Below are 24,516 nucleotides of genomic sequence, written 5' to 3'. Positions count from 1 at the left end.
CTCTATTTTAAGGTATAAACAATCGTATTGATATTGCCGAAGACTGGCTTCAGCATTGTGGTTACGGCGCCTGCCTTGCCCTCTGATATGGCTGCCATGTTGATAATCATCACAAGTTTTTGGCCTTTCACTTCTTTCTGAATGGCAGCATCAAGTTGCTCTTTGGCGGGGTAAATGGAGTTCTCTGCCTCTTCCTTATCACTCCCGCTGAAGAACTGTTTGTCATTGCTGACGCCGAAAAAGAAAGTGGTTTTGTCGCTCGTATAATACCAGGCATTGGGTTTCCAATCAAGGATTCTCCCACCGGCAGGGCAACTTTGTTTCCAATAGTCAATGTCCTTGATCCAGTTGGTGTTGGCCAATTGTGCCGTCATACTCATGGAAAGCCTGTCCGAACTATACGTAGGCGTGATGATTGCCATTTCACCGTTGATGCTTCGAATAATATTATCCATGTCAATGGCCGTGTTTATGCCTGTCAACAGTGCCTGAATGCCTTTGTTGGACTGCATGAGAGGCAGGAATTTCTGACCGTCGACATTGAGAAACATGCCCATCATGGCATCGCGAGGCATGGCTGAAATGTATTTGCCTTGAATGGGACGGTAAATCTTATGGGCAGCTTTCAAGGCTTCGTTCACACGGGAATTAAACGAGAAAGTCTCGCCATTGATGTGCATCACCTGTGCTTTGATATTCATTTCTGCAGCAATCAGCACCTGCGAAGCATCTGCTCCTTTGGGTGCTCCGAGTGTGAAAGGGGCAACAAACTGCTCGGGAAGTGCAGCAGCCTGGGCCACCATGCTCATCGGCGCATCAATAGAATCGAGCTTGGCATATAGTCTGCTGCTCATGATTCCTTCGTTTTCGTCTTGTTTCAGATATTGAGATATCTGCTGTTGCAGGGCAGCCTGTGCGTCAGCTGTGACAGGTCCCATTACGAGGAAAGCCTGGTCGCTCCAGCCTGCCACCCATGTGTCTTTCAAAACCGTGAAATGAAAGCCTCTTCTTTTCACCGGATTAGGACACAAGCCCTTAGCGGCGAGGCCTTTGAATGTCTCATCCAGTTCGTCAGCATCCTTTACTTTGGCACAGAGACCAAGGTTCCCGTCGGGCGATTCGAAAAGAAAAATCCTGTGACTGACATCAATACCGCTCTTGTTGGTATTCGTCATGTAGAGTAAAGTCTTGAGTACGGCCACATTGTTCACGCCACTCATTCGGGCAGGATCCATCGAAATAAGGGCTGTACTCTCGCCGGGAATGGCGTTCAGATAGCTGTTGTCGGTGCAGGCTGACAAGCAAATCAGCAACAGACCGACAAGCATATAACTTAGTTTCTTCATAATCTTAAAGAGATTTGTGCCATGGTGACGGCCATGAGTCCTGCCGTTTCAGTGCGCAGTCGGCTCTCTCCGAGCGAAATGCTTTCGTAGCCTTGCGCCATGGCCAACTGCACTTCATCAATCGAAAAGTCACCTTCCGGCCCAACAAGCACTGTTATCTGCTCGTTCTTTTTGTCGCCCATGATTTCGTTGAAGAAGTCTTTTTTCTCTATTTCTTCATAGCAGTGGGCAATGAACTTGCGTCCTTCGCGTGGTCTTGTTATAAAATCCTTGAAGCTCTCAAGTGCATTCACCTGTGGCATCCACGGCTTGCGACTCTGCTTGGCCGCTGAAACGACAATCTTTTCGATGCGGTCAGCACGCAGCACTTTACGTTCAGAAAAGGCGCAATGCAGGAAACTCAACTCGTCAAAGCCTATTTCCGTGGCCTTTTCTGCAAGCCATTCCATGCGGTCTATGTTTTTGGTTGGGGCAATGGCCAGGTGGATATGTCCGCGCCAAGTCTTCTGTTGAGGCAGGTTCTCCTTGATAGTGTAGAGGCATTTCTTGTGGGTAGCCAGACTCACTTCAGCATGATAGAAGTTTCCCCGGCCGTCCATCAGATACATGTCATCGCCATTTTGCAGCCTAAGCACGCGCAGAGCGTGGGTTGCTTCTTCAGCAGGAAGTTCATTTGTTGAGGCTGCATCGGGCACATAAAAATATCTTTCCTCTTTCATGCTTCCTTACTCTTGCGGCGTTTCAGCTCCTCGTTCAGGTATTCAGCCATTTTATAGTCCTCGTCTTTGATGCTCTTGTCGAGTGCCATTTGCAGCATCTCATCGGTCAGGGCATTGATAGGCAGTGACATTCGGTTGGTCTTTGCCATGTCAAAGGGGGTAGACTGACTATTCATCAAGGCTTCGTCGATATAGATAGGCAGGTCGTTGGCCAATGCCATGAGCACACCGTCACTGGCTCTGACGTTGGTCACGGCCTTGGTTTCATTGTCTATCAGCAATGTACGATATTGCCCATCAGTCAGGTTGAAGATATATACTTCAAGCATGTGTCCGGTCTCTTTCAGCAGTTTTCCCGTTGCTTCGGCAAGTAGTTTGTCTACTCCCGGGGCGTGGGCCATGCGAAGACCGAACGCTCTTATCATGTCTTCATCGCATGTGATGGAGATTTGGCGCGTCAAAGCCTCGTCAGTCAGCACGATAACACCAATGCCCATCGTGCCGACTATTTCGGAAATGTTATTGAATTTCAGTCTGATTTTCCCCATTATTCTTTTGATTTAGTGCCCGGACGGAACATCAGTGCGAAGCTGACGCATACCAGAAGGGCATAGCCGGCAAAGGTGAACCAGCAGCTGGGCCACGTGGTTATGCCGGCAGTGGTGTGGCTGTCGACGACCGCCTGTGCAGCAAATGAACCTACGGTTGCCCCGATACCATTCGTCATGAGCATGAAAAGTCCTTGTGCACTGGAACGTATCGATGGGTCGGTAGCCTTGTCAACGAAGAGCGATCCGGAGATGTTGAAGAAGTCGAATGCCACGCCATAGATAATCATTGAAGTGATGAACATCCATACTCCACCACCGGGATTGCCCAATCCGAGCAGTCCGAAGCGCAACACCCAAGCAAACATAGCGATGAGCATGACGTTCTTGATGCCATAACGCTTCATGAAGAACGGAATCATCAGAATGCAGAGGGTTTCGCTGATCTGTGAGATAGAGTAGAGGATGACGGGATATTTCACGCCGAACGTACCTGCATATTCAGGTATGCTCTTGAAACTTTCAATGAATGGAGTGGCAAAGCCATTGGTAATCTGCAGACTGACACCGAGCAACATGGAGAAGATGAAGAAGATAGCCATCTTCTTTTGCTTGAAAAGTGCAAAGGCCTTGAGTCCGAAAGCATCGACAAGACTCTTCTTCTGTCCTGTCTTGCAGACAGCGCATTTGGGCAGCGTGAAAGAGTAGAGAAACAACAGTATGCTCAGTACACCGCTCACAACGAATTGCATCTGCGTGCTCTTATAGCCCATGATGTCAACGAACCACATCGTGCAGATGAAGCCGATGGTTCCGAAAACGCGTATCGGAGGAAAGGCTTTCACGGTGTCGAGGCCCGCTTGGGTGAGTGCAGAATAGGCCACAGAATTGGTCAATGCCAATGTAGGCATATAGAAAGCGACGCTCAAGGAATAGAGCAGGAACAGCGTGGTGAAGTTGGCATTGTGGCCGGCTTGATAGCCATACCAGGCTGTGCCAAACATGAATAGGCCGGCAAGCAGGTGGCAGAAGCCCATCAAGCGTTGTGCCTGTATCCATCGGTCGGCTATAATTCCCATAACAGCAGGCATAAATATAGAGACGATGCCTTGCACGGCATAGAATGTTCCGATATGTGTACCCATGCCAATGTTGCCCAAATAAATTCCCATGCAGGTAAGATAGGCTCCCCAGACGGCAAATTCCAGGAAGTTCATCACGGTTAGTCTGATTTTAAGATTCATCTTTTTCGGTTTTATTTTTGATTGCAAAGATAAGGTAAACGCGTGGAATAGCAAAACAAAAGGCTATTTTTCTTTGGTGTTCTCATTTGTCCGCCTTTCGCCTTTGATATCTTGCTGATGCTTCACAGCTTATGTTTGGAATTCCCGTCAGAGGTCTTCCCTGTTTGATGTCATTGCGGGTGGTTGTGTCTCCCGCTGCTCCTTTGTTTTTAATCAGTTGCAGATTAGATTGTAACTTGATGCAGATTGCGCTGTAACTTGATGCAGATTACCACGCAATCTGACGCAGATGACACGATAACTTGATGCAGATTACACGCTGTTTTGACGCAGATTGCAATGCCCCTGCAGGTCAGCGGCGCTGGCAGTCCTTTTACTCTTATCGATTGTCGTGTGCCGTTTTCGGGATATGGGTAATCTTGTTATCGGCGAACTTCCTCCTTCTGGGAGGATTGGGGAGGATATTTTCTTTCTCTTTTCCTCTTTTATTATTCTTGTTCTTGTTATAGTTGTTGCTTTTAGGAAAGTTAACTTGTTGATTATCAAATCTCTCTTTTGTTGATGTTTCTAAATTTCTTTCCTTTTATTTCTCATTTATTGAAAAGTCGTGGAAAAGTTGATGAAAAACAGAAGATACTTTAAGGAGAATGAATTGTTTAAAATATTATGTGTAAAATACAAAAAGATTATTGAAGGAGAAGAATGTAGAACTTCCGTTATTTTATCGGGATAAACTTTGTGTTAATGTTGTTTCTTACTCTTTTTTATTTCAGAAAGTGTCGTTTTCTCTGGGTTTGCTTTCAAATTATAAGTTTAGATAAATTAATAATTTAGATATGGTAAACCTTTCTTATAGCTTAATTTATTTTAAATCACCATACAAATTTGTTTATAAACACTAAATTTTATGTATTACATTAAATTGTAACAGCTTCTTATGTTATATTTGCAAACATAAACCTAAATATCGAAATAATTAATAACAATACCATAGTGATAAGATGTCCTTATATCCATTACTAAGGCTCTCTTAACTAATTAAAATGTTAACAAATATATTAATCTAATGAAAACAGGAAAAATCCTCCCGGTAAGTGTTCTTCTGTCTTGCTGTTGTCTGGAAGTTTTTGCCGGTAATCATGTCGCCTTTGCTGGAAATTCCAGTAGGAACCTGATTGCTGCAACTATGGATGTGACAGTTCTAAAAAGCATGGAAACACGACAAACTAATGGTGATGTAAAGGTAACAGGAAGAGTTGTCGATGATGCAGGTGAACCTGTCATTGGTGCAACGGTTCGCATAAAAGGTGGTAAGACCGGAGCCAATGGCGTAATTACTGACATTGATGGCAAGTTCACATTAACTGCTCCAAAAGGTGCAGTCCTTTCAGTGAGTTACATTGGCATGAATTCTCAAGAGGTAAAGGTAACAGGAAGCGGTAATCTGAATATTACTCTCAAGCCGGAGGCACACACGATTGATCAGGTGGTTGTAACGGCCTTGGGTATCAAACGCGCTGAAAAAGCCTTGAGTTATAATGTTCAGAAAGTGTCGGCCGAAGAACTTACGCGCAACAAAGATGCCAATTTCGTGAATTCATTGGTTGGTAAGGTTGCGGGTGTTCAAATCAATTCGGGTGCCGGTGGCGCTGGAAGTGCAGTGCGTGTAGTGATGCGTGGTATAAAATCTATTGAGAAAAGCAACAATGTGTTGTATGTGATAGATGGTGTACCCATGTACAACCATTCTTTTGGTGGTGGTGAAGGTGCCTATTCAACCCCTATGGGTTCCGAAAGTTCTGCCGATATCAACCCCGAAGATATCGAGAGTGTGAACATGCTGACAGGCCCCTCTGCTGCTGCACTGTATGGTAGTGATGCAGCTAATGGTGTAGTTATTATCAATACGAAGCGAGGAAGTAAAGATAAGACAACAGTCACAGTGAGCAACAGCAGCACTTTCTCACGTGCTACTTTCCTGCCTAAAATTCAGAACAGCTATGGCACAAGCTCAGGTCTGATGAGTTGGGGAACTAAGCAAAATGGTGATTTTGATATCGCCAAATTCTTTAATACCGGCTCTAATATCATAAACTCGGTATCTTTGTCGACGGGTAACAGCAAGAACCAAACTTACATATCGCTTTCAACAACAAATGCAAAGGGAATTGTTCCAAGGAATTCTTACTCGCGTTATAACTTTACGGCACGCAATACAACCTCGTTTCTTGATGATAAACTCGTGTTGGATTTCGGCGCGAATTATATTCTGCAGAAAGATGCAAATATAGTCTCTCAGGGAAAATATAACAACCCTCTGCCGGCATTATACCTCTTTCCACGTGGTGATGACTTCAATGAAATTCGTAATTATGAACGTTGGGATCCCGTATTGGGCTATATGACGCAGTATTGGCCTTATGGTGAAGGTGTGCATTCTTTGCAAAATCCTTATTGGATACAAAACAGAATGGAACGCACAACCGATAAACATCGTTATATGTTGAATGCATCCTTAAAGTGGAATGTGCTTGACTGGCTGAATGTTGTAGGACGTGTTCGGGTTGACAACTCGGAATATCGTCTGTTGAATAAGAACTATGCTTCAACACTATTGACAATCTCTGATGCGAATGGTGGTTATGGAGATCAGACGCAACACGACCGAACACTGTACGGAGATGTGATAGTTAACATCAACAAGCGCTTTGGACAAGATTATAATCTCACTGCAAATATCGGCACATCGATTAAAGATCAGGTGTTTGAAGCTGCGGGTGGTGCAGGTAACTTGCTGATACCAAACTTCTTTGCGATGAATAATATCAACTACGCCAATAAGTATAAGACGATACAGGAAGGTTGGCATGACCAGACACAATCTATCTTTGGCTCGATAGAATTAGGCTATAGGGATATGCTTTACCTGACCGTTACGGGACGAAATGACTGGGCTTCTCAGTTGGCTTATTCCGATCAGTCGTCATTCTTCTATCCTTCGGTAGGTTTATCGGCTGTAATTTCAAATATGACTAAACTTCCGGAATGGATTACTTTTGCAAAGGTTCGCGCTTCTTATTCAAATGTAGCATCGGCATTTGATCGTTTCCTTTCAAATCCAAGCTACCATTTCAACAATCAAACTCATTTGTGGGAAAAGTCGAATGTTGCCCCGTTAGAGCACATGAAGCCTGAAAATACCCGTTCATGGGAACTTGGTCTGAATGCAAAGTTCTTGAAAAATACCATTAATTTAGATGTAACCTTCTATCGTTCGAACACTTATAATCAAACGATTTATGGCAAAACGAGTACATCTTCTCTGTATTCAGAGCAGATTGTACAGAGTGGAAATGTACAGAACCAAGGTATAGAATTGGCATTGGGCTATCGCAACACTTTTGGAAAGGTTGGAGTTTCATCAACTCTCACTTATACATTAAACCAGAATAGAATTAAGGAATTGTCGAAAGCAAGTGTAAACAGTCAGGGTATTCCTGAAATCCAAAAGTCTTATCTGGGTGCAAGTTCTGTCGCTCCACAAGTAATCCTGCGTGAAGGTGGTACCATGAGTGATATCTATATCAAGCATGAGTTGAAGCGAGATCCTAATGGAAGTATTGCCATAGACCCCTCTTCGGGAAATCTGAGTATGCAGGAAGTGGGGCAGCGCAAGGTTGGTCGCTTGGCACCTTGTTATAACATGGGCTGGAACAACTCTGTTTCTTATCAAGGATTTACGCTTGGTTTTGTTGTTGCAGCACGTGTAGGTGGCTTGGCATACTCTGCAACCCAAGGTATACTTGACTACTACGGTGGTTCGAAAGCAACTGCAGATGCACGCGATAATGGTGGTGTCCCAGTCAACTTCGCTAAGGTTGATGCAAAGAAATACTATCAGACAATTTCTACGGCAGAAGGTGGTTATGGTGCCTATTACCTGTATAGCGCAACAAATGTGCGCCTGCAGGAGTTGAGTTTGAGTTATGACTTCCCCAAGAAGTGGTTTAACAACAAGATGAACTTGTCAGTTGGTTTGCTGGCGCGTAACCTTTGGATGATTTATTGTAAAGCTCCATTTGATCCTGAACTCTCGGCATCAACAAGCAGCAACTACTATCAGGGTGTTGATTATTTCATGCAGCCCTCTACTCGGAACATCGGTTTTAATGTTAAAGTTCAATTCTAAAAATGGTGAATATTCTTATGAAAAATATAAGCAAAATAATAGGACTCTTCTTCCTCACTTTAGGTGTTGTCGGCTGTACTGACAATTTTGAAGAGTACAATACGAACAAATATGCTGTCTATAAAGCCGACCCGACAATGTTACTCCCTGCAATGATGGAGCCTTTGATGTTTGTCCAACAGAACAATTCACAGATGGTTGATCAGATGGTTGGCGCGTTAGGAGGCTATATGACATGCTCTAACCGTTGGGGAGGACAAAATTTTGATACTTTTAATGCCTCGGAAGGTTGGAATGCGATACCTTTTAATACGCCTCTTAAAGGACTCGTTAACCTCTATGACATAGAGAAAGCTACGCACAAGTCTGGTCATTTCTGGGCTATGGCAACGCTGTTGAAAGCCTCAGTGCTGATGAGAGTGTGCGATTGTTATGGCCCGATACCCTATAGCAGCATTGCTAATGGAAAGTTTAACACGGCTTATGAATCGGTTGAAGATGTTTATGCACATGTCATTACCGATTTAACCTCTGCAGCCAACATATTGTATCAATATAGCAAGCAATATCCTACATCACATCCTTTGGCTGCGAATGATTTGCTTTATGGTGGTGATTACAGCAAGTGGGCACGCTTGGCAAACTCCATTGCATTGCGTGCAGCGGTCAGAATAGGCAACCAAACAGCAGCAGAACAAATTTGCACGAGTCCTGCAGGCTTGATAGATGCTAACCAATACAATGCCTTGATGTCTCCCGGAGTGCAGGGAAATCCATACCAGTTGGCTTCTACAGGTTGGGGCGATCTTCGTGTAAGTTCTTCAATTGTGGATTATATGAATGGCTACGGTGATCCTCGTTGTGCTGCTTATTTCATGACTTCAGCTTTCGAACCCACCCGCTATATAGGAATGCGTACGGGAGAAGCCTCTTTCCAAAAGCAAGATGTGGCAGGTTATTCTTTACCAAAGCTTCAAGCAACTTCGCCATTACCTATCTGTGTTGCAGCAGAGGTGGCTTTCCTGAAGGCTGAATGTGCGTTGCGAGGTTGGAATGTTGGTGGAACGGCACAAGCCTTTTATGAAGAAGGAATCAAACTTTCTATGGAGCAATATGGTGTTGATGCTACCGCAATTCAAGCCTATATCAACAATAATACGGCTACACCTGATGGTCATGCGAATGATCCCCGCGGTTCGAAATATAACTATCACCGTAATACGACAGTTAAAATTCAGTGGAATGCAGGGGGAAGTGATCAGAACTTGGAGCGTATTATCACCCAGAAATGGATTGCAATGTATCCCATGGGGCTTGAAGCTTGGGCTGAATATCGACGTACAGGCTTCCCTGAATTAGCGCCTTCATTGGACAATCTGAACCCACAGGTAATTACCAATGTACAGCGAGGTATGCGCCGTTTGCACTATCCTGACACGGAAAGAGATCTGAATAAAAAAAATTATGAAGATGCCGTGAAGCTGTTGAATGGTGCAGATAATGAAGCTACTGATTTGCCGTGGGCAAAGAAAAACTAAACGATAGACTTCTATGGACTATCAGAGGAAATATCATGATGTCCGAAAGGAGTCGCTTAAAATTATAAACGAATAACAGTATACATTATGCATAGTATTTTTAAAGCACTATCATTGATTGGTCTTTCCATGGTAGTATTCGCGTGTAGTGACTGGACAGATGCAGAAGCTTTGCAGATGACACAATACTCAAACACGGAGATTGCCAAGAAAGAGACCTATTATCAAGCACTCAGAGAGTGGAAAAAGACCAAGCATTCGATTTCGTTCGGTTGGTTTGGAGGTTGGAGTAATCCCGGCGCTTCTACTACAAACATGTTGGCAGGACTACCCGATTCAATGGATGTTGTGTCACTCTGGGACAATTCTACCAATTTGACAGAAGGCAAAAAGAAAGATCTTGAATTTGTGCAAAAGGTGAAAGGAACAAAGGTTTTGTTCTGCAGTTTCACGTGTTATGTAGGACAACATGCTACACCTAAAGAATATGATACCGACGAAGCGACCCGAAATAAGTTTTGGGGATGGGAATCTGGTAATGTGGAAAAGCAGGAAGCTGCTGTCCGGAAATATGCTAATGCTCTTATCGACACCATCAATAAGTATCATTACGATGGTTTTGATATCGACTTTGAACCCCATTATGGCTACGGAGGAGAGTTGGCAAGCAACAACGATTTGATGCATGTTTTCATTACAGAACTTGGGAAGAGTATTGGCCCTAAGTCGCCCAATCCGGAAAAATTGCTCATCGTTGACGGTGAACCACAGACTTTACATGCGAAAACAGCACCTTACATCAGCTATTATGTGATACAGGCTTATTTTGCAAAGGAAGCCAACTTGGACGGCCGTTTGCAAATCGGTTTGGATAAATTCAAGTCGGTTATGACCGAAGAGGAAATCACAAACCGATATGTGATGACTGAAAATTTGGAGAGTGCCATAGACTGTTTGAATGGAGGGTACCCGTTTACAACGCGTGACGGGCATGCAACTCCCTATCGATCATTGGAGGGGTTTGCACGCTGGCAACCTCTGAATGGCTATATGAAGGGTGGATTTGGTGCCTATCATATTGACGGAGAAGCTGTAAACAATCCTTCTTATAAGTATTTCAGGAGAGCTATTCAGGCGCAAAATCCTGCTGTGAGGTAATGAATAAAAGCGGTATGGAGTAACTCTATAGTGTATGGTTTCTTCAGCTATTACGAAAGCTGAGCTGCTCATACCGTACAAAATGAATTTTAAAATGATAGACTTATGAAACTGATTCGATACATGTTATTGTGTAATTTGATATTACTTATATCCTGTAATGACGCAGATTACAAAACACTTGATAATAGTGCTTTCATCAATGAGAGCCGGACGGCATCAAGTGCAAAGGTGATTATCACTGATGATGGTGCGACAACAGAGATTACACCGTGCCTTACGAAGGAGGCTCCGCACGATTGTAAGTTGAAAATAGTTGTTGATACTGCACTGTTGAATAAATATAACGAGCAACAGGGAACAAGTTATGTGCCACTCCCTGAAGGCGCTTTCACAATGCCTTCAGAAGTAGTCATTCCCAAAGGTGAATACTCGATAGCTCCTGTTAAAATTAATATTAAGCCTTTGACACAGGCAATGATTGGCGAAAGTTATGCCATTCCCATACGTCTTGTCAGCGAAGATAGCGATATTCCCGCTATGACAAAGACCGGCTCTTTTGTCATTACAACAGAAGCTATAATCACTTCGGCACTTCCTCAGTTTACAGGCGCTGCTATGTTGGAGTCTGCAATGCCTAAGGGTGATGAAACTTATAATGAATATACAATAGAGGTGAAATTTCAAGTGAGCAATACGGGTAACCGTGACCGTGCTGTTTTTCTGAACAATGGACCCGGTGAACCCAACTTTGTACTGCTTCGTTTTGAAGATCCACAAAGCAATAATGCCAGTCATAAGGCACACTCTTTGGTGCAAATCGTGGGTAGAAACCGCATCTATATGAACCCTACGTTCTCTTTCGTACCTAATAAATGGCAGCATTTGGCACTTACTTGCGACGGCTCTCACTATCGTTTGTATATCAATGGTGCTTTTGCTGGTGTCAAAGATATTCCAGCTGGGGCTACAACCTTCAAGCAATTCAAATGGTTTACCAAAGGCGACGATCCTTTTAGCCGTTGGGGTGGCTGTAAAATTCTGATGACCGAAGCCCGCGTATGGTCGGTTTGTCGCACCGAAACACAAATACAGAAAAACCAATCAACCGTGAGCCCGAAGGCAAAAGGCTTAGAAGCTTATTGGCGATTTAACGAGGGGACTGGTAATGTTTTCAAAGATGCAACAGGAAAAGGACACACGCTCACCACGGATGTGACTCCTGTTTGGGTTCAAGGAATTAAGTCTACGGATGAGCATACAGACTGGAAATAAAAATAAAAAGTTATGAAATGCAAATATAATAAATTCCAAATGAGTGGCTTCATCATAGCAAGTTTATTGTTATTGAGCGGATGCCATAGTGATAACGATGCGGTTGAAGATGAGTGGACTGCCACTTATGTCTATCTGCAACGCGTGGATTATTTAACACCTTCACCAAAGACATTCCGTATTGATCATACGGACGAAGGACTATCCGCAGGAGTTAACATGCCCTTTGTGGTTAAAACGCAGAAGCCCACAAGCCAAGATGTGCGTGTGAATATAGAACTCCGTGATGCCAAGGCGTCCAATGTAGGATTGGAGTTGCAAGATAAGACGGGCAAAAAGATTGAAACCTCACAAATCCTTATCAAAGCTGGTGAGCAACATTCTGATACGTTCCATATTGTGGCAACCAAAATCAACGAACTGAAAAAGAATGAGCAGAAAGTTAGCTTGAACTTCGATGTGGCACTGACGAGCATTGAAACAGCGCAAGCAAACACTTATATTTCGCCCATTCCCGATCTCAATGACCTCACGGCTAAGATCGAGAAAGGAGCACTGCAAACGATGAAGATGGGAGAACCTGAAGTTAATAATGTGCTTGATAGAAGCTCATGGACGATTACATTAAGTGAAGGAGCAGAAAATCCTGGCACGAATCTTATCGATGGAAACTATTGGACGGATGTCGCACGCAGTGGTCAAGGCTTCACTATCACGATTGATGTAGGTGGAGTGAAGACAATCACAGGCATTAATACGACCTCGTGGTCTTGGACTACCAACCGATATGCACCCCAAGAAGTTGAGGTGGCTGTGTCGAAAGATAATGTAACTTGGAAGTCGTTGGGAACTATTCAAACGAGTGGTGGATATCAGAATATCACACTTTTGAGTCGCCCTAAGGCACGTTATCTTAAATATAGTATCTTGAAAATGCCTACAACAGGTCGTGTTAGTATTGTTGAATTCAATCTGTTTGGTACAGATGAATAGGTTTGGTTGATATGATAATTATTTTTATTTTCTAATGGGGGGATAAATTTATTTCTATCCCAACACATTAATTGAACTTCTGTATGGTGCATTCGAATTAACGAATGCACCTTTCATTTTCAGATTAGATATATTTTACTCCAGCTCTATATAAGTTTTAGGTTATTCGGTACAGTCCTATAAGAAAGTGTAAGTCATTTTTCTTATCTTTACACGAATTCGAGTTAAGAAAGTCCTTGTAAAAGTTAGTGAACTCGTTGTTCTTTTGTGATTCCATAGTTGAAAATCAATAACTTAAAAATAATTAAGCGATGATAACCCAAGACAAACCTATAGAAACTTTCTGTATTATTGATAAATTTGATAAGAATTTGAATGTTGAACAGAGTAGAAAATCTATGTTTACTTCCCATAACAGTAATAGAAAACGTTTCAGAAATCGTAAGAGGACGACTTTCTGAAAGTGAAATCAGGACAATACTTGAATGGCTTTTCCAAACAGATAAAAGAAAGATAAGTTACACACTTTAAAGGATGCTGCCATAAAAAAGCAGCCATCGAATGTCAAATCCGATGGCTGCTCCCTATTTATCATGAATGAAAGTACTGCAAAACAGACTCTCGTTTCATATTATTTGTTTTGCTTAGCTGGTGCAACCTGAGTCAACTCACACTTGCCCTTACCATCTGCCCAAGCATAGAGTTTGATGTTGTAAGTGCCTGCTGTGACTGTAATATTATCACCATTGTCGGTCGTCAAGCTGTTAACAGTGCCGCCCCAACTAATCTTCCAATCGTTGTTGGCACGGAACTTTATCGTTCCATTAGTCAGTGTAATATTACTGATTTCCCATGCACGGTCAGCTTCATTATAGGTCATTGCCTGGTCACTTCCCCAACCTCCTACAGTAGCATCACCGATAACGCCGATGCGAGTGATAGCAGTGAGGCTCATCGTAGAATTGGCAAGGTCGACATCTACTTTGTAGTAGCCCTCTGGTTCGCTTATGGTGATGTCGCCACCTGCAGTAGAAAGGCCTGCGCCATAGTTGTCACCATTCCATGAAGGCTGTGTACAGAACTTGAAACCATTCTTGTTCAGATACATGTAGCCTGTGTACTTACCGTCGTGTTCCTTGCCATAGAGATAGTCAATATGCTTCCAACCGTTGGCATCTCCAGCCATATAAAGATAGTCATCAAAGCTCAACGGAGTGCAAGTCCATGTCTGGTCGAGCAGGTTGAAACTGAGTTTATATACCTTTGCGCCAGGAACAACGTCGAAGCTGATGTTGCCTCCTGCATTGTTGCCAACAAGTTTGCCATCTTCCTTGGCTGCAGCGATACACTCACTCCAGTCCTTTGTGCCAATTTTGGATATTGGTGTGAGTTTGAATTCTACCTTGCTTTGGCCTGCAACCTGCGCTGCTGTGAGCGTGATATTGAATACAGGATCGGTGTAAACATCGGCACCACTGTTCTTCACAGCATACGTGTTGTCGCTGTTCTCCCAGTTGTTGATATTACCAGTCAGATAGTATTCTGTGTCAATCTTCGGCGCTTTAGGTGTTGCAACAACCTTAACGGTACCTGCATCGATATAAGCTGCTTGTCCGTTTTTAATGGCGTTGACAAATACATGTGCATTAAGTGTGCGGGGAATAGGGCGGAGTCCGAACGCTTCAGAAACCACTTTCTGTATCGTAGCACTGTCAGCCAAACCTGCAAGGGTAGTGCTTACAGTTGTAGTTTTGGCATTGGCCACGCCGTCGGCCGTTAGTTCTATGCGTGCATTGGCAAGCTTATAACCCTCCGGAAGGGCAGCTTCGTTGAGTGCAAAGGTCTTTACCTGAGCACCGGGATTATTCAAGTCAAAGGCTTTCACGGCCGTTGCTTTGAAGTCGGGAAAGGTGATGGCGTCTTCCTGTGCATTCGACTGAGGACTTGTCCAGTCCGTGTAGTCGTCACTGCAAGCCCCCATGAAGAGGCCTGCAAGTGCGAGTGTGATATATAATGATAACTTTTTCATTGTGTTATACTTTATCTGTTAGGTGATTACTTGATTTCTCCGGTTTCAGAAGTGAAGTTCAGATAGAGCTTCTGTCCGGCCGTGGCATTGACACGTTCCTGGTCACCTCCGTTGCCACGATACTTGATCTTCTTGTCGAATACCATGAACTCAGACTTCCACCAGTCGTAACCAGGAATCTTTGCATACACACGAAGACCAGAGTCACCACTTGTGTTATTGGCGAAAGCAGGTGAAACGAACTGACCATCTTTCGTGGTTGGAACCGTGAAAACCTGATCAGGTTGCTCCTCTGCCCATGCTCCTGGTGTGGCAGTACCAATGAGATATACATTTGGTTTATTGAAGGTCACGTCGTAACTGATATCGCGTCCTACTACCTTTGCATCTACAATCATGAGATACCAGCCAGGATTTGACGAGGCAATATTGCCTCCTGCATCCTTGATTTCGCTGCCCAATTCACTTGAAGCATTGACAGTAATGCCGGCAAAGCCTTTCTCGTTGCCGTCCCATTTCTTGGCAGTGTTGAACTTGATACCCGTTCCGTCAATGTAAACAAGATGCCAATAGACGTGGTCAACGCCATTAACCATAACCATATCCAATGGATTATCCCATGACCAGTTATTGAAACTACCCGTAATATAGATATGTTCAGGAAGACTTACCGGAGGCAATGAGAAGGCCAGATGAACGTGTTTTAGCGTCACAATGTTTGACTGTATGGCATAACTGTGGTTCAAACTGTCGATTTCAGAGCCCATGGCAGTCAGTGGAGTGGCTTTCACACGCACATAAACAGGAATGTCAATAGGGAAATCGGCCTCGGTTTTACCTTCCTTTGTGGCCTGTTCGGTCAGTGCAGCTGCCATTTCTGCTGCGTCAACTTGCATCTTGGCAGTCTTGAAACTGTTGCTCATTGTGGTGGCATTCGACATGTCGGCCTTGGTCGCTACCTCGATAGTGTATTTCGTTGTGATAGGAAACCCGTAGTCAGGTTGTGTGCATGTGAACTCTACTGTCGATGAGTTGGCGAGGTCGTACGTGCCGTTTGTTGCTAATGCGGGCGTGTTCAAGACGAACTTCGTAGGCTTCTGAAGCACCGGATTAGAGTCGTTGTCGTCTGCACATGAGGCCAAAATAAAGGCTCCGCACATGAGTAACAAGGTTGACTTTAATATATTTTTCATTGTTATTCAGTTTAAAATGTTGTTTGGTTAGGAAAGGAGAACGAGTCTCCTTCCCTTATATATTCTGAATTAATAACCAGGGTTCTGTTTGATATTTGGATTGACATTCTTGTCGTTTGTAGGTATGGCGTAGATGTTCTTTGTAGCAGGAATCTGCGTTCCTTCATGCACGCCACCCTTCCAAGGCCATGTATAATTGTTGTTACCACCGAAGCGTCCGAAGCGAATGAGGTCGCTGCGACGACGTCCTTCAAAGTAGAATTCACGGCTCCATTCATCGAGAATGTCGTCCAAAGTATAGCTTCCGCCGGTGCGTTCTTGGGCATGTGCACGTTTGCGGAGGGCGTTAACAGCAGCTGTTCCCTCTGCTGTCGTCTGATTACCGTTTAGGCGTGCCGTTGCTTCTGCATAGGTGAGATAGGCCTCTGCAACACGCATCAGGAAGAAATCGGTATCCGGATACTTGGCATCATGACCGGCAGAACCGTCTGAATGGAAGTTAGTGAACTTGGCAACTGCGAAACCATTGGAGAAAACACTTACCTGATCAGCATTTGCCTGGTCTATGTTGCGCTTGTTTCCATCGGCTTGTAATGCATCGAAGAGGGCGCGGTCATCACCTGCAGCAGCAGTCATTTGGTTGGCATGAACGTAAGGTGCGTTGTTGTTGGGGAAGAACTTGTCGACCAAACTCTTGCGAGCGCGGTTACCAGCCCAGTTCTCTGACGTGTTGTTACCTGCAGTTCCGTTCGAATTTACAATGACTCCGGCATCGAATGTGCTGGCCATGAGGAACAAAGTCGTACCAAATGAAGCAGTCTTCTTACCGTCTTGAAGTACTGGAAAGATTGCTTCGACAGAAGCACCGTTCTCTCCATTGTCGCCCATAAAGAGCTGTTGGTAAGCCGTCCAGCCGTTCTTTGTCGCACCAGTATAAAGCTTATAGTTGGAATCCATTACCTTTTTAGCGTATTCAGCAGCCTTTTGCCACTGTGCTGTTCCCGTATAAACCTGTGCATTGAGATACAAACGAGCCAGTAACATCCATGCAGCAGCCTTGTCAACACGGCCATAACCAGCTTCGGTTGATTTCTTTGGAGTGGCTGCAGAGAGTTTCGGTTCAATCTCAAGCAACTCTTTCTCAAGGTAATCATACATCTGTTTGCGTGTGTATTGAGGTGCAGCTGCAGCAGAAACTTGCTCTGTAAACGGCACGTTTCCATAAAGATCCATCAGATAATAATAGTTCAATGCACGCAGGAAACGCACTTCTGCTGTCTTCGTTTCATCCACTTTAGCAAAGGTTGCAAGGTATTGATTGCAGATAGTAACGCCAAAATACAGGCGATAATAAAAGCCTTTAGCCATTGGATGGTTAGAATCGAAGCTGATATAATTGAACTCTGCTATGCCAGGATCTCCCCAGTTACAGATTGCTTCGTCTGTAGGAAGCTCGTTGGTATTGAATAGTTGGCGTACGAAACCAGTCGTACCACCATCTAAACCATCGATATCACAGTCTCCATCTGGTCCACTTTGACCCGCTAAAGCGAGGTCAGCGTAACACTTGGTAAATAGCTGATCGGGATTAGCTTTAGTGTTCTTGTTAGGATCAATCGGGGTTACATCAAGGTCGCCTATACAAGAACTCAATCCCATAGACAGCAGTAGTGCTGCAGCTGGAAGTATATTCTTAATAGATTTTTTCATACTGTGTATTCTTTAAAAATTAGAAGTTGAGGTTGACACCAAGGATGAATGACATCGGACGTGGATATACATTATTGTCAATTCCCATGACCCATTTGCCGTCAACAAAGTTTGTAACTTCAGGGTCAATGCCGTCATATTTGGTAATCGTTAATAGGTTAGAAGCGGTGCCATAAATGCGACCTGAGATGCTTGTATTGAACAGTTTGCTGAAACTATAGCCTAAAGTAACGTTGTCAAGTTTCAGGAATGAAGCATTCTGGATCCAGCGATCGCTCAGCAAAGCACGCTCATCGTAGGTCTGCCAATTGTCAGACAGGAGTGCACGAGGACGGTTTGAGAGATAGTTGGAGGGTGAAACAATCTCGGCAGGGTTCATGTTTGAACGATCAGCATACTTGTCGTTGTAAACATAGTTGCCGATGTTGGCACGGAAACTGAAGCCAAAGTCCCAGTTCTTATATTCCAAACGAGATGACAGGCCCATAGTAACAGGAGGTGCAGCCTGCTTGTAGATGTAGCGGTCGGCATCTGTAATCTGTCCATCTCCATTGCGATCTACGACAGCACCTTCGATAGGTTTGCCGTTCTGATCATACACTTGCTGATATACAAGAAATGAGTTTGCAGGATAACCGACTTTATGTGCGCCTACGTTTAGACCCGTTCCAGCGGATATTCCCATTCCACCCGGTGATACATAGTAGTCTGAACTACCGCCGGTTAGCTTCGTAATCTTGTTCTTGTTGTAAGTGAAGTTGTAGTCAACTTTCCAGAACCAGTCTTTAGAATTCTGCTGATTGAGGATTGTCCAGCTTAAAGTTGCCTCGATACCCGTATTGGTAAGGCTACCGATATTCGATGAAACCTGATTTCGGAAGTTAGAACCTGCGGGCACATATACCGTGTTTAACAGGTCGGTTGTCTTGCGGAAGTACCAATCAATGCTACCTGTGAGGCGCTGATCAAGGATACCCCAGTCGAGACCTACATTATAAGTTGTGGTGGTTTCCCAAGTCAAATCCTTGTTAACTGCATCGGGACGAACCATTGAACCGTCACCTGTTAAAGGATAATAGTTGTTGGTTCCTGTGTTAATCTGATAGATATCGAAGTAGGTATAGTCGCCGATTCCTTCTTGTTGTCCGGTCATACCCCAACCTAATCTCAGTTTCAAATCAGAGAGCCATTTAATCTCTTTGAACTTATTCTCATCTTTGACGCGCCATGCGAAAGCGAAAGATGGGAATGTAGCCCAGTGCTTCTTGAAGCGTGATGCACCATCAGCACGGACAGTTGCCGTAAGATAATAGCGCTGCATCCAGTTCCAGTTGGCACGCCCGAAGAATGAAACGAGATAGTTCTCTGTCATATATTTGTAGTCTTCTTTCTTGCCATCACCATTGTAGTCCTGTCCGGAATCGCTGTTAAGCTCACCCGGATGCACGCTGTTTGTCTTTGGATAATAAGATAGGTAGCGTTTTGTTTCCTTTCTCCAGAAGTGCTGCCATTCATAACCAGCCATGATATCAAAGTGGTTCTGATATTTATCTTTGAAGTCATGATAGTACTGTGCATAGGCATTGAGCAACAGATTGCGCTTCAACGACTTCTTGAAACCGGTAGAACCAAAGTAGAAAGCCAACGGAGATGTACGGTCAACGTCTGTAGTTTGCTTACCTTCTGCAATGTCAGCACCGGCAGTTGCATGCAAGCGGAGGTCTTCGAAGCCGTGTACCTGATAGTCAACATCGGCATTACCGATAAAGTCTCGGCTTGTAGCCCGGTCGTTCTTGAGCATCAAGTCAGCAACAGGGTTGTTGGGAGCAAGGCTGTTTTTGTTGAAAGGATAAGTCGGATCATTGAGAGAAGCACCGGGTCCACGCCATGCGAAATATCCTCCGAAGTTATCTTTGTCAGCTGAAGTTGTGTCATAAACAGGCTGAGTTGGGTCCATGCGTGTAGCTGCACCGATAGCGTCACCATCGGCATAACGGTTCTTGGCAACCATGCCTTTGGCATTCATGTTGAGCGTAAGGTGATCGTTCAGCAAGTGTGGATTGAGGTTCAATGCAGCTGTGAAGCGCTCAAACTTAGAGGTCTTCACGATACCCTGCTGATTGGTATAGCCGGCAGAAACACGCCAAGGAAGATATTCTTTTGGGTTTCCTAAGCTCTGAGATCCCGACACTGTGACGTTGTGGTCATGGCTCCAAGCCGTGCGATAGATTTCTTTCTGCCAGTCGGTATTGGCTTTTCCAAGAAGCGAAAGCGCCAAAGCTTCACGCTGGTTGCCTGCATAGGTCTTCTTGATGAACTCACGATACTCGTCACCGGTCATCACATCGAGTGTCTTTTTCTTCATGCTCATCGTCACACTACCGGCATACGACACCTTAACAGGCTGGTTGGCATGTCCTCGTTTGGTCGTAATGATGATAACACCATTGGAACCTCGCGAACCATAGATAGCAGTTGCCGAAGCATCTTTCAGCACATTGAAGCTTTCAATGTCCTGAGGGTTGACCATAGAGAGAGGATTTGACAGTCCCTGTACGCCGTTGTTGTCCATTGCAACACCGTCAATCACAATCAACGGATCGTTGGACGCGTTCAGCGAAGAACCGCCACGGATACGGATACTGGCACCACTACCCGGTACACCACCACCGGTTGTGACGTTCACACCGGCTATCTTGCCTTGCATCATATCCTGTGCATTGACAACAAGACCTTTGTTCTTGCTGTCCGGTTGAATTTGACTTACCGAACCGGTAAGGTCTGATTTCTTCACGGCACCATATCCGATAACAACAACTTCATTGAGTGTTTTGTTATCATCTTCGAGAGTTGTAGAGAGATTGTCGGTTGCCTTAACCTTCTTTGGGGTCATACCGACATAGGTAATCGTAATTTCTGTGCCCTGAGGTACATTCACAACGTAGTTTCCATCAAGGTCGGTTACGCCCACGGGTTTACCGTTTGCCATAATCGTGGCACCGATAATAGGCTCTCCGGAAGCATCCTTGACCTGACCTCTGACAGAACCTGACTGTGCAAAGGCCGTTGCAGAAAGGAACAGACCACCGGCAATGGCCAGACTCCTCAGAGGCAATTTGAATTTTACCTGCTTCATCATTTGCTTTGAATTTAAGTTAACGTTAGTATATTTATTTGTTATTTTATCGTTTAGGCAACACGTTTCGTTTTCTTATTTGCTTAGTTGTTGCTTTCATGACATAGCATATTGTCATTAGGTTTATACTGCAAAAGTAATTTTGTTTGACCAACTTTCTTCTTTTTTAACGTTAAATCTATTTGTAAAGTTGCGCAAACGTTTGCATAATCTTTTGTTGTTTAAAACTTAAGTAATCGAGAAACTTTTTGTAGTTTTGCATATCTTTGTTGCGTAACTAATTACCAACCATGAAAGAAACTTCGCCTATAACGATGAAAGATATAGCCCGCGAGCTTGGTGTTTCGGTGGCTACGGTGTCGCGCGCACTGAAAGACAGCCCCCGCATCAGCCAGGAGAAACGCGAGGCTATCAAGGCCTTTGCAGAAGAACATCATTTCTTTCGGAATGTCATTGCAGAGAGTTTGCGCAACAGTCGCACGAAGCCTGTCAAGGTTATTGGCGTCATTATCCCGCAGTTTACGCATTTCTATTTCTCTTCAATTCTTAGTGGTATTGAGGAAGAAGCATCTGCCCGAGGCTATAGAATCATGGTAGCGCAGAGCAATGAAAAGTATGGTCGCGAGGTAGAAATATGCAAGTCGTTTTATGAAAACAAGGTTTGTGGCATCATTGTGTCGCAGGCTAAGGACACCATTCAATACGATCATTTCCAGCATTTGATTGACCATGGCGTGCCATTGGTGTTCTATGACCGCATCTGTACAGGTGTCAATTGCAGCCGGGTCGTGGTAGATGATTACATGGGAGCCTATACAGCGGTGAACTATCTCATTGATACGGGATGCCGAAAGATTGCTTTCTATGGCTCTTCCATGAAGCTTGAGATTACGAAAAACCGTTATAATGGCTATCATGATGCTATGGTCAATAAGGGATTACAGCCCGATGAACGGTTTGTCAAACTGTGTGACAACCGCACAGATGCCGAGGTTATCACACCTGACATCTTGGCCGATGACGACCGTCCTGATGCATTCTTCGCCGTCAACGACGACACTGCAATCGGTATTCTCTATACCGCTAAGCGCATGGGGCTACGCGTTCCCGATGATATCAGCATCTGCGGGTTCACCAACGGGCAGCGAGCTATCGCCTGTGATCCTATGCTTACGACGGTCGAACAGCGTGGAATGGTGGTGGGAGAAGAGGCCGCCAACATTCTCATTGGCTTGGCAGAAGGCTCCATCCCCAAGGGTAAGGTGGAGAAACGCGTCGTCAGAACACGCCTGATTGTGAGGGGAACAACGCGATAGGCTTTGAGGTTTGAACTTTAAACTTTGAACATTGAGGGGTTAGATATTGAGCTTTGAGCGTTGAACTTTGAATTTTATGAGATGATATCAGCCTGTGAATTTCACAGCATGAACGGCCATACCATTGGCAATAAAGACAGAAAGAACCAAACAAAACAATAAAAATGAATAGCGGATTGACACAAAAACCTGACATGAAGTTCTGGGGGTTATGGAACCTCAGCTTCGGTTTCTTCGGCGTACAGATAGCTTACGCCCTGCAAAGTGCAAACATTTCGAGAATCTTCGCCACGCTCGGCGCTGACCCTCACAACCTTAGTTATTTCTGGATATTGCCCCCGTTGATGGGTATTCTGGTGCAACCCATCGTCGGAACACTGAGTGATAAGACATGGTGTCGCTTCGGTCGCCGCATACCTTATTTATTTATAGGGGCTGCCATGGCTGTTTTCGTGATGTGCATGCTGCCCAATGCCGGGTCGTTAGGGCTCACCTTGGGAGCTGCCATGATATTCGGACTCATTGCATTGATGTTCCTCGACACGAGCATCAACATGGCCATGCAGCCTTTCAAGATGCTCGTTGGTGACATGGTCAACGGAAAACAGAAAGCCTTAGCCTACAGTATTCAGAGTTTTCTCTGCAATGCCGGCAGTATCGTGGGCTTTGTTTTCCCTTTCTTCCTGACGAAAATCGGCATTAGAAATGATGCCCCCAGGGGTGTAATTCCCGACTCTGTCATCTGGGCTTTCTATGGCGGAGCGGCCATACTGATACTCTGTGTGCTCTATACTACGCTCAAAGTGAAAGAGTGGAACCCACAGGATTACGCGCGATATAACGGTGAGACCAAGGTGGCTCAGGACGAAAAGAAAGAGGAAAGCAATTGGCTGACCTTGTTGAAGAAGGCACCTGCCACGTTTTGGCGTGTCGGATTGGTGCAGTTCTTCTGCTGGGCTGCGTTCATGTACATGTGGGTTTACGCCAATGGCACTATTGCCGACACCTGTTGGGGAGTCGACATGCAGGATGCCCACGCTTCAACTTCCAAAGCTTATCAGGAAGCCGGCAACTGGGTTGGCATGCTCTATGCTGTCCAGGCAGTAGGAAGTGTGATCTGGGCCATGGTACTTCCACAGTTCAAGAACCGCAAGTTGGGCTATATTGTGAGTCTTGTTCTTGGTGCAGTAGGTTTCTCTCTCGTGCCGTTTATCCATCATCCTTACGTTCAGTTCGTTTCATTCCTGCTCATAGGCTGTGCTTGGGCCGCGATGTTGGCCATGCCGTTCACCTTCGTTACGAATGCTCTTCAGGGCTATGGACATATGGGTGCCTACCTCGGACTGTTCAATGGAACTATCTGTGTGCCCCAGATTATAGCCTCACTTTGTGGCGGTGGTCTGCTGCTCTTGGTGGGTTCAAACCAGACCAACATGATGTTTGTGGCCGCAGTCTGCTTGGTATTGGGTGCGCTGAGCGTACTGACGATAAAGGAAAGCAAATGATTTTGTTTCATGAATTATAGGTAAGGAGTTACGATTTACAGTATTCTTACATGGCAGGGAGGGGCAGCGATGCTTCTCCCTGTTCTCGTTTGGCGTAGTAAGTTGTATGTGCATGTTGCGTTATCTCTATGTCACGGCACAGGATAGGGTTGTCTGTGAAGTTCTCTTTACAGTAAGGAGAAGATTGAAAATCATGACAAGCGGGAAATAGGTTAAATCTTATCAATTAACTTTACAATTACTTTCATTAAATTTGTAAATTTAAACCGAAGGCGCACTCTTGTCTCAAATACGCCTCATTTTTATGATTTTGCAATATGTTGACTATCAGGTTGTTATGAAATTGCATTCAAATAACGCCCTGTATTCACGTTGAAAATCCATGCAATTTGCATCAAATGAGCTTCCAAACTGCATCAGATTACCACGCAATTTGGTGCAAATAGCGGTGTAATCTGCGTCAAAATGCAGTGCATGGTGAATGGAGTTGCACAGCAAGAAGATAAAAACGGAGTCATCGAAGCCATAAAATGGCCTCGCACAAACGGAAAAATGGAGTTTCCATTTCTATTTGGTGGAGCTATGAAGTGCAGTTTAAATTAGTAAATGCGACAGTC

15 protein-coding genes are annotated in these 24,516 nt (G+C 44.5%); 7 read left to right on the top strand and 8 right to left on the bottom strand.

The window, feature by feature from the left end; translation table 11 throughout:
* Positions 1–2: 2 nt before the first annotated feature.
* From HMPREF2983_RS01925 to HMPREF2983_RS01910, 4 genes are read right to left on the bottom strand one after another with little or no spacing between them, the layout of a single operon-like run.
* On the bottom strand, positions 3–1,346 hold the full coding sequence (locus tag HMPREF2983_RS01925) for a DUF4836 family protein (protein ID WP_070666164.1): 1,344 nt from the start codon (positions 1,344–1,346) through the stop codon (positions 3–5).
* A complete protein-coding gene (locus HMPREF2983_RS01920; protein WP_070666161.1) occupies positions 1,343–2,065 on the bottom strand; it encodes a 16S rRNA (uracil(1498)-N(3))-methyltransferase in 723 nt (240 codons plus the stop codon). Before HMPREF2983_RS01920 ends, HMPREF2983_RS01925 begins: the two co-directional genes overlap by 4 nt.
* Positions 2,062–2,613 carry a bifunctional nuclease domain-containing protein gene (locus HMPREF2983_RS01915; protein WP_070666158.1) on the bottom strand — a complete coding sequence of 184 codons (552 nt, stop codon included), beginning with the start codon at positions 2,611–2,613 and terminating at the stop codon, positions 2,062–2,064. Before HMPREF2983_RS01915 ends, HMPREF2983_RS01920 begins: the two co-directional genes overlap by 4 nt.
* Positions 2,613–3,857: an MFS transporter gene (locus HMPREF2983_RS01910; protein WP_070666155.1), complete on the bottom strand. Its 1,245-nt coding sequence runs from the start codon at positions 3,855–3,857 to the stop codon at positions 2,613–2,615. Before HMPREF2983_RS01910 ends, HMPREF2983_RS01915 begins: the two co-directional genes overlap by 1 nt.
* Positions 3,858–4,923: 1,066 nt before the next feature.
* Here HMPREF2983_RS01910 and HMPREF2983_RS01905 point away from each other — a divergent pair.
* The 5 genes from HMPREF2983_RS01905 (at position 4,924) to HMPREF2983_RS01885 (ending at position 13,010) form a co-directional block, all read left to right on the top strand.
* Positions 4,924–8,046, top strand: coding sequence for a SusC/RagA family TonB-linked outer membrane protein (locus HMPREF2983_RS01905; RefSeq protein WP_070666152.1), 3,123 nt, complete (start codon positions 4,924–4,926; stop codon positions 8,044–8,046).
* Positions 8,047–8,063: 17 nt separating this feature from the next.
* Complete coding sequence (locus HMPREF2983_RS01900) at positions 8,064–9,584, top strand: SusD/RagB family nutrient-binding outer membrane lipoprotein (protein ID WP_070666261.1); 1,521 nt, start codon at positions 8,064–8,066, stop codon at positions 9,582–9,584.
* Between the two features lie 87 nt (positions 9,585–9,671).
* Positions 9,672–10,742, top strand: coding sequence for a glycoside hydrolase family 18 (locus HMPREF2983_RS01895; protein ID WP_070666149.1), 1,071 nt, complete (start codon positions 9,672–9,674; stop codon positions 10,740–10,742).
* A 105-nt stretch (positions 10,743–10,847) separates the two neighbouring features.
* Positions 10,848–12,017, top strand: a complete 1,170-nt coding sequence (locus tag HMPREF2983_RS01890) for a DUF1735 and LamG domain-containing protein (protein ID WP_070666146.1) — start codon at positions 10,848–10,850, stop codon at positions 12,015–12,017.
* Positions 12,018–12,029: 12 nt separating this feature from the next.
* Positions 12,030–13,010 (top strand): DUF4999 domain-containing protein, encoded by a 981-nt coding sequence (locus HMPREF2983_RS01885; protein WP_070666143.1) that lies wholly within the window; start codon positions 12,030–12,032, stop codon positions 13,008–13,010.
* Positions 13,011–13,641: 631 nt separating this feature from the next.
* Here the strand turns inward: HMPREF2983_RS01885 and HMPREF2983_RS01880 are convergent.
* From HMPREF2983_RS01880 to HMPREF2983_RS01865, 4 genes are all read right to left on the bottom strand, one after another.
* Positions 13,642–15,039, bottom strand: coding sequence for an Outer membrane protein SusF domain-containing protein (locus HMPREF2983_RS01880; RefSeq protein ID WP_070666140.1), 1,398 nt, complete (start codon positions 15,037–15,039; stop codon positions 13,642–13,644).
* Positions 15,040–15,065: 26 nt separating this feature from the next.
* Positions 15,066–16,232 (bottom strand): SusF/SusE family carbohydrate-binding protein, encoded by a 1,167-nt coding sequence (locus HMPREF2983_RS01875; RefSeq protein ID WP_070666137.1) that lies wholly within the window; start codon positions 16,230–16,232, stop codon positions 15,066–15,068.
* A gap of 69 nt (positions 16,233–16,301) precedes the next feature.
* Complete coding sequence (locus HMPREF2983_RS01870) at positions 16,302–17,942, bottom strand: RagB/SusD family nutrient uptake outer membrane protein (RefSeq protein ID WP_070666134.1); 1,641 nt, start codon at positions 17,940–17,942, stop codon at positions 16,302–16,304.
* Positions 17,943–17,961: 19 nt separating this feature from the next.
* Positions 17,962–21,081 carry a SusC/RagA family TonB-linked outer membrane protein gene (locus HMPREF2983_RS01865; RefSeq protein WP_070666131.1) on the bottom strand — a complete coding sequence of 1,040 codons (3,120 nt, stop codon included), beginning with the start codon at positions 21,079–21,081 and terminating at the stop codon, positions 17,962–17,964.
* Positions 21,082–21,368: 287 nt separating this feature from the next.
* Between HMPREF2983_RS01865 and HMPREF2983_RS01860 the strand changes: the two genes are divergently transcribed.
* On the top strand, positions 21,369–22,394 hold the full coding sequence (locus tag HMPREF2983_RS01860; RefSeq protein WP_070666128.1) for a LacI family DNA-binding transcriptional regulator: 1,026 nt from the start codon (positions 21,369–21,371) through the stop codon (positions 22,392–22,394).
* A gap of 164 nt (positions 22,395–22,558) precedes the next feature.
* Positions 22,559–23,899, top strand: coding sequence for an MFS transporter (locus HMPREF2983_RS01855; protein ID WP_004378434.1), 1,341 nt, complete (start codon positions 22,559–22,561; stop codon positions 23,897–23,899).
* Positions 23,900–24,516 lie beyond the last annotated feature (617 nt).

This window comes from Prevotella sp. HMSC077E09 (genome assembly GCF_001814685.1).
In the GTDB taxonomy this organism is placed as follows: domain Bacteria; phylum Bacteroidota; class Bacteroidia; order Bacteroidales; family Bacteroidaceae; genus Prevotella; species Prevotella oris.
Note: the sequence above shows the minus strand (reverse complement) of the source record. Positions and strands in the feature narration are given on the sequence as shown.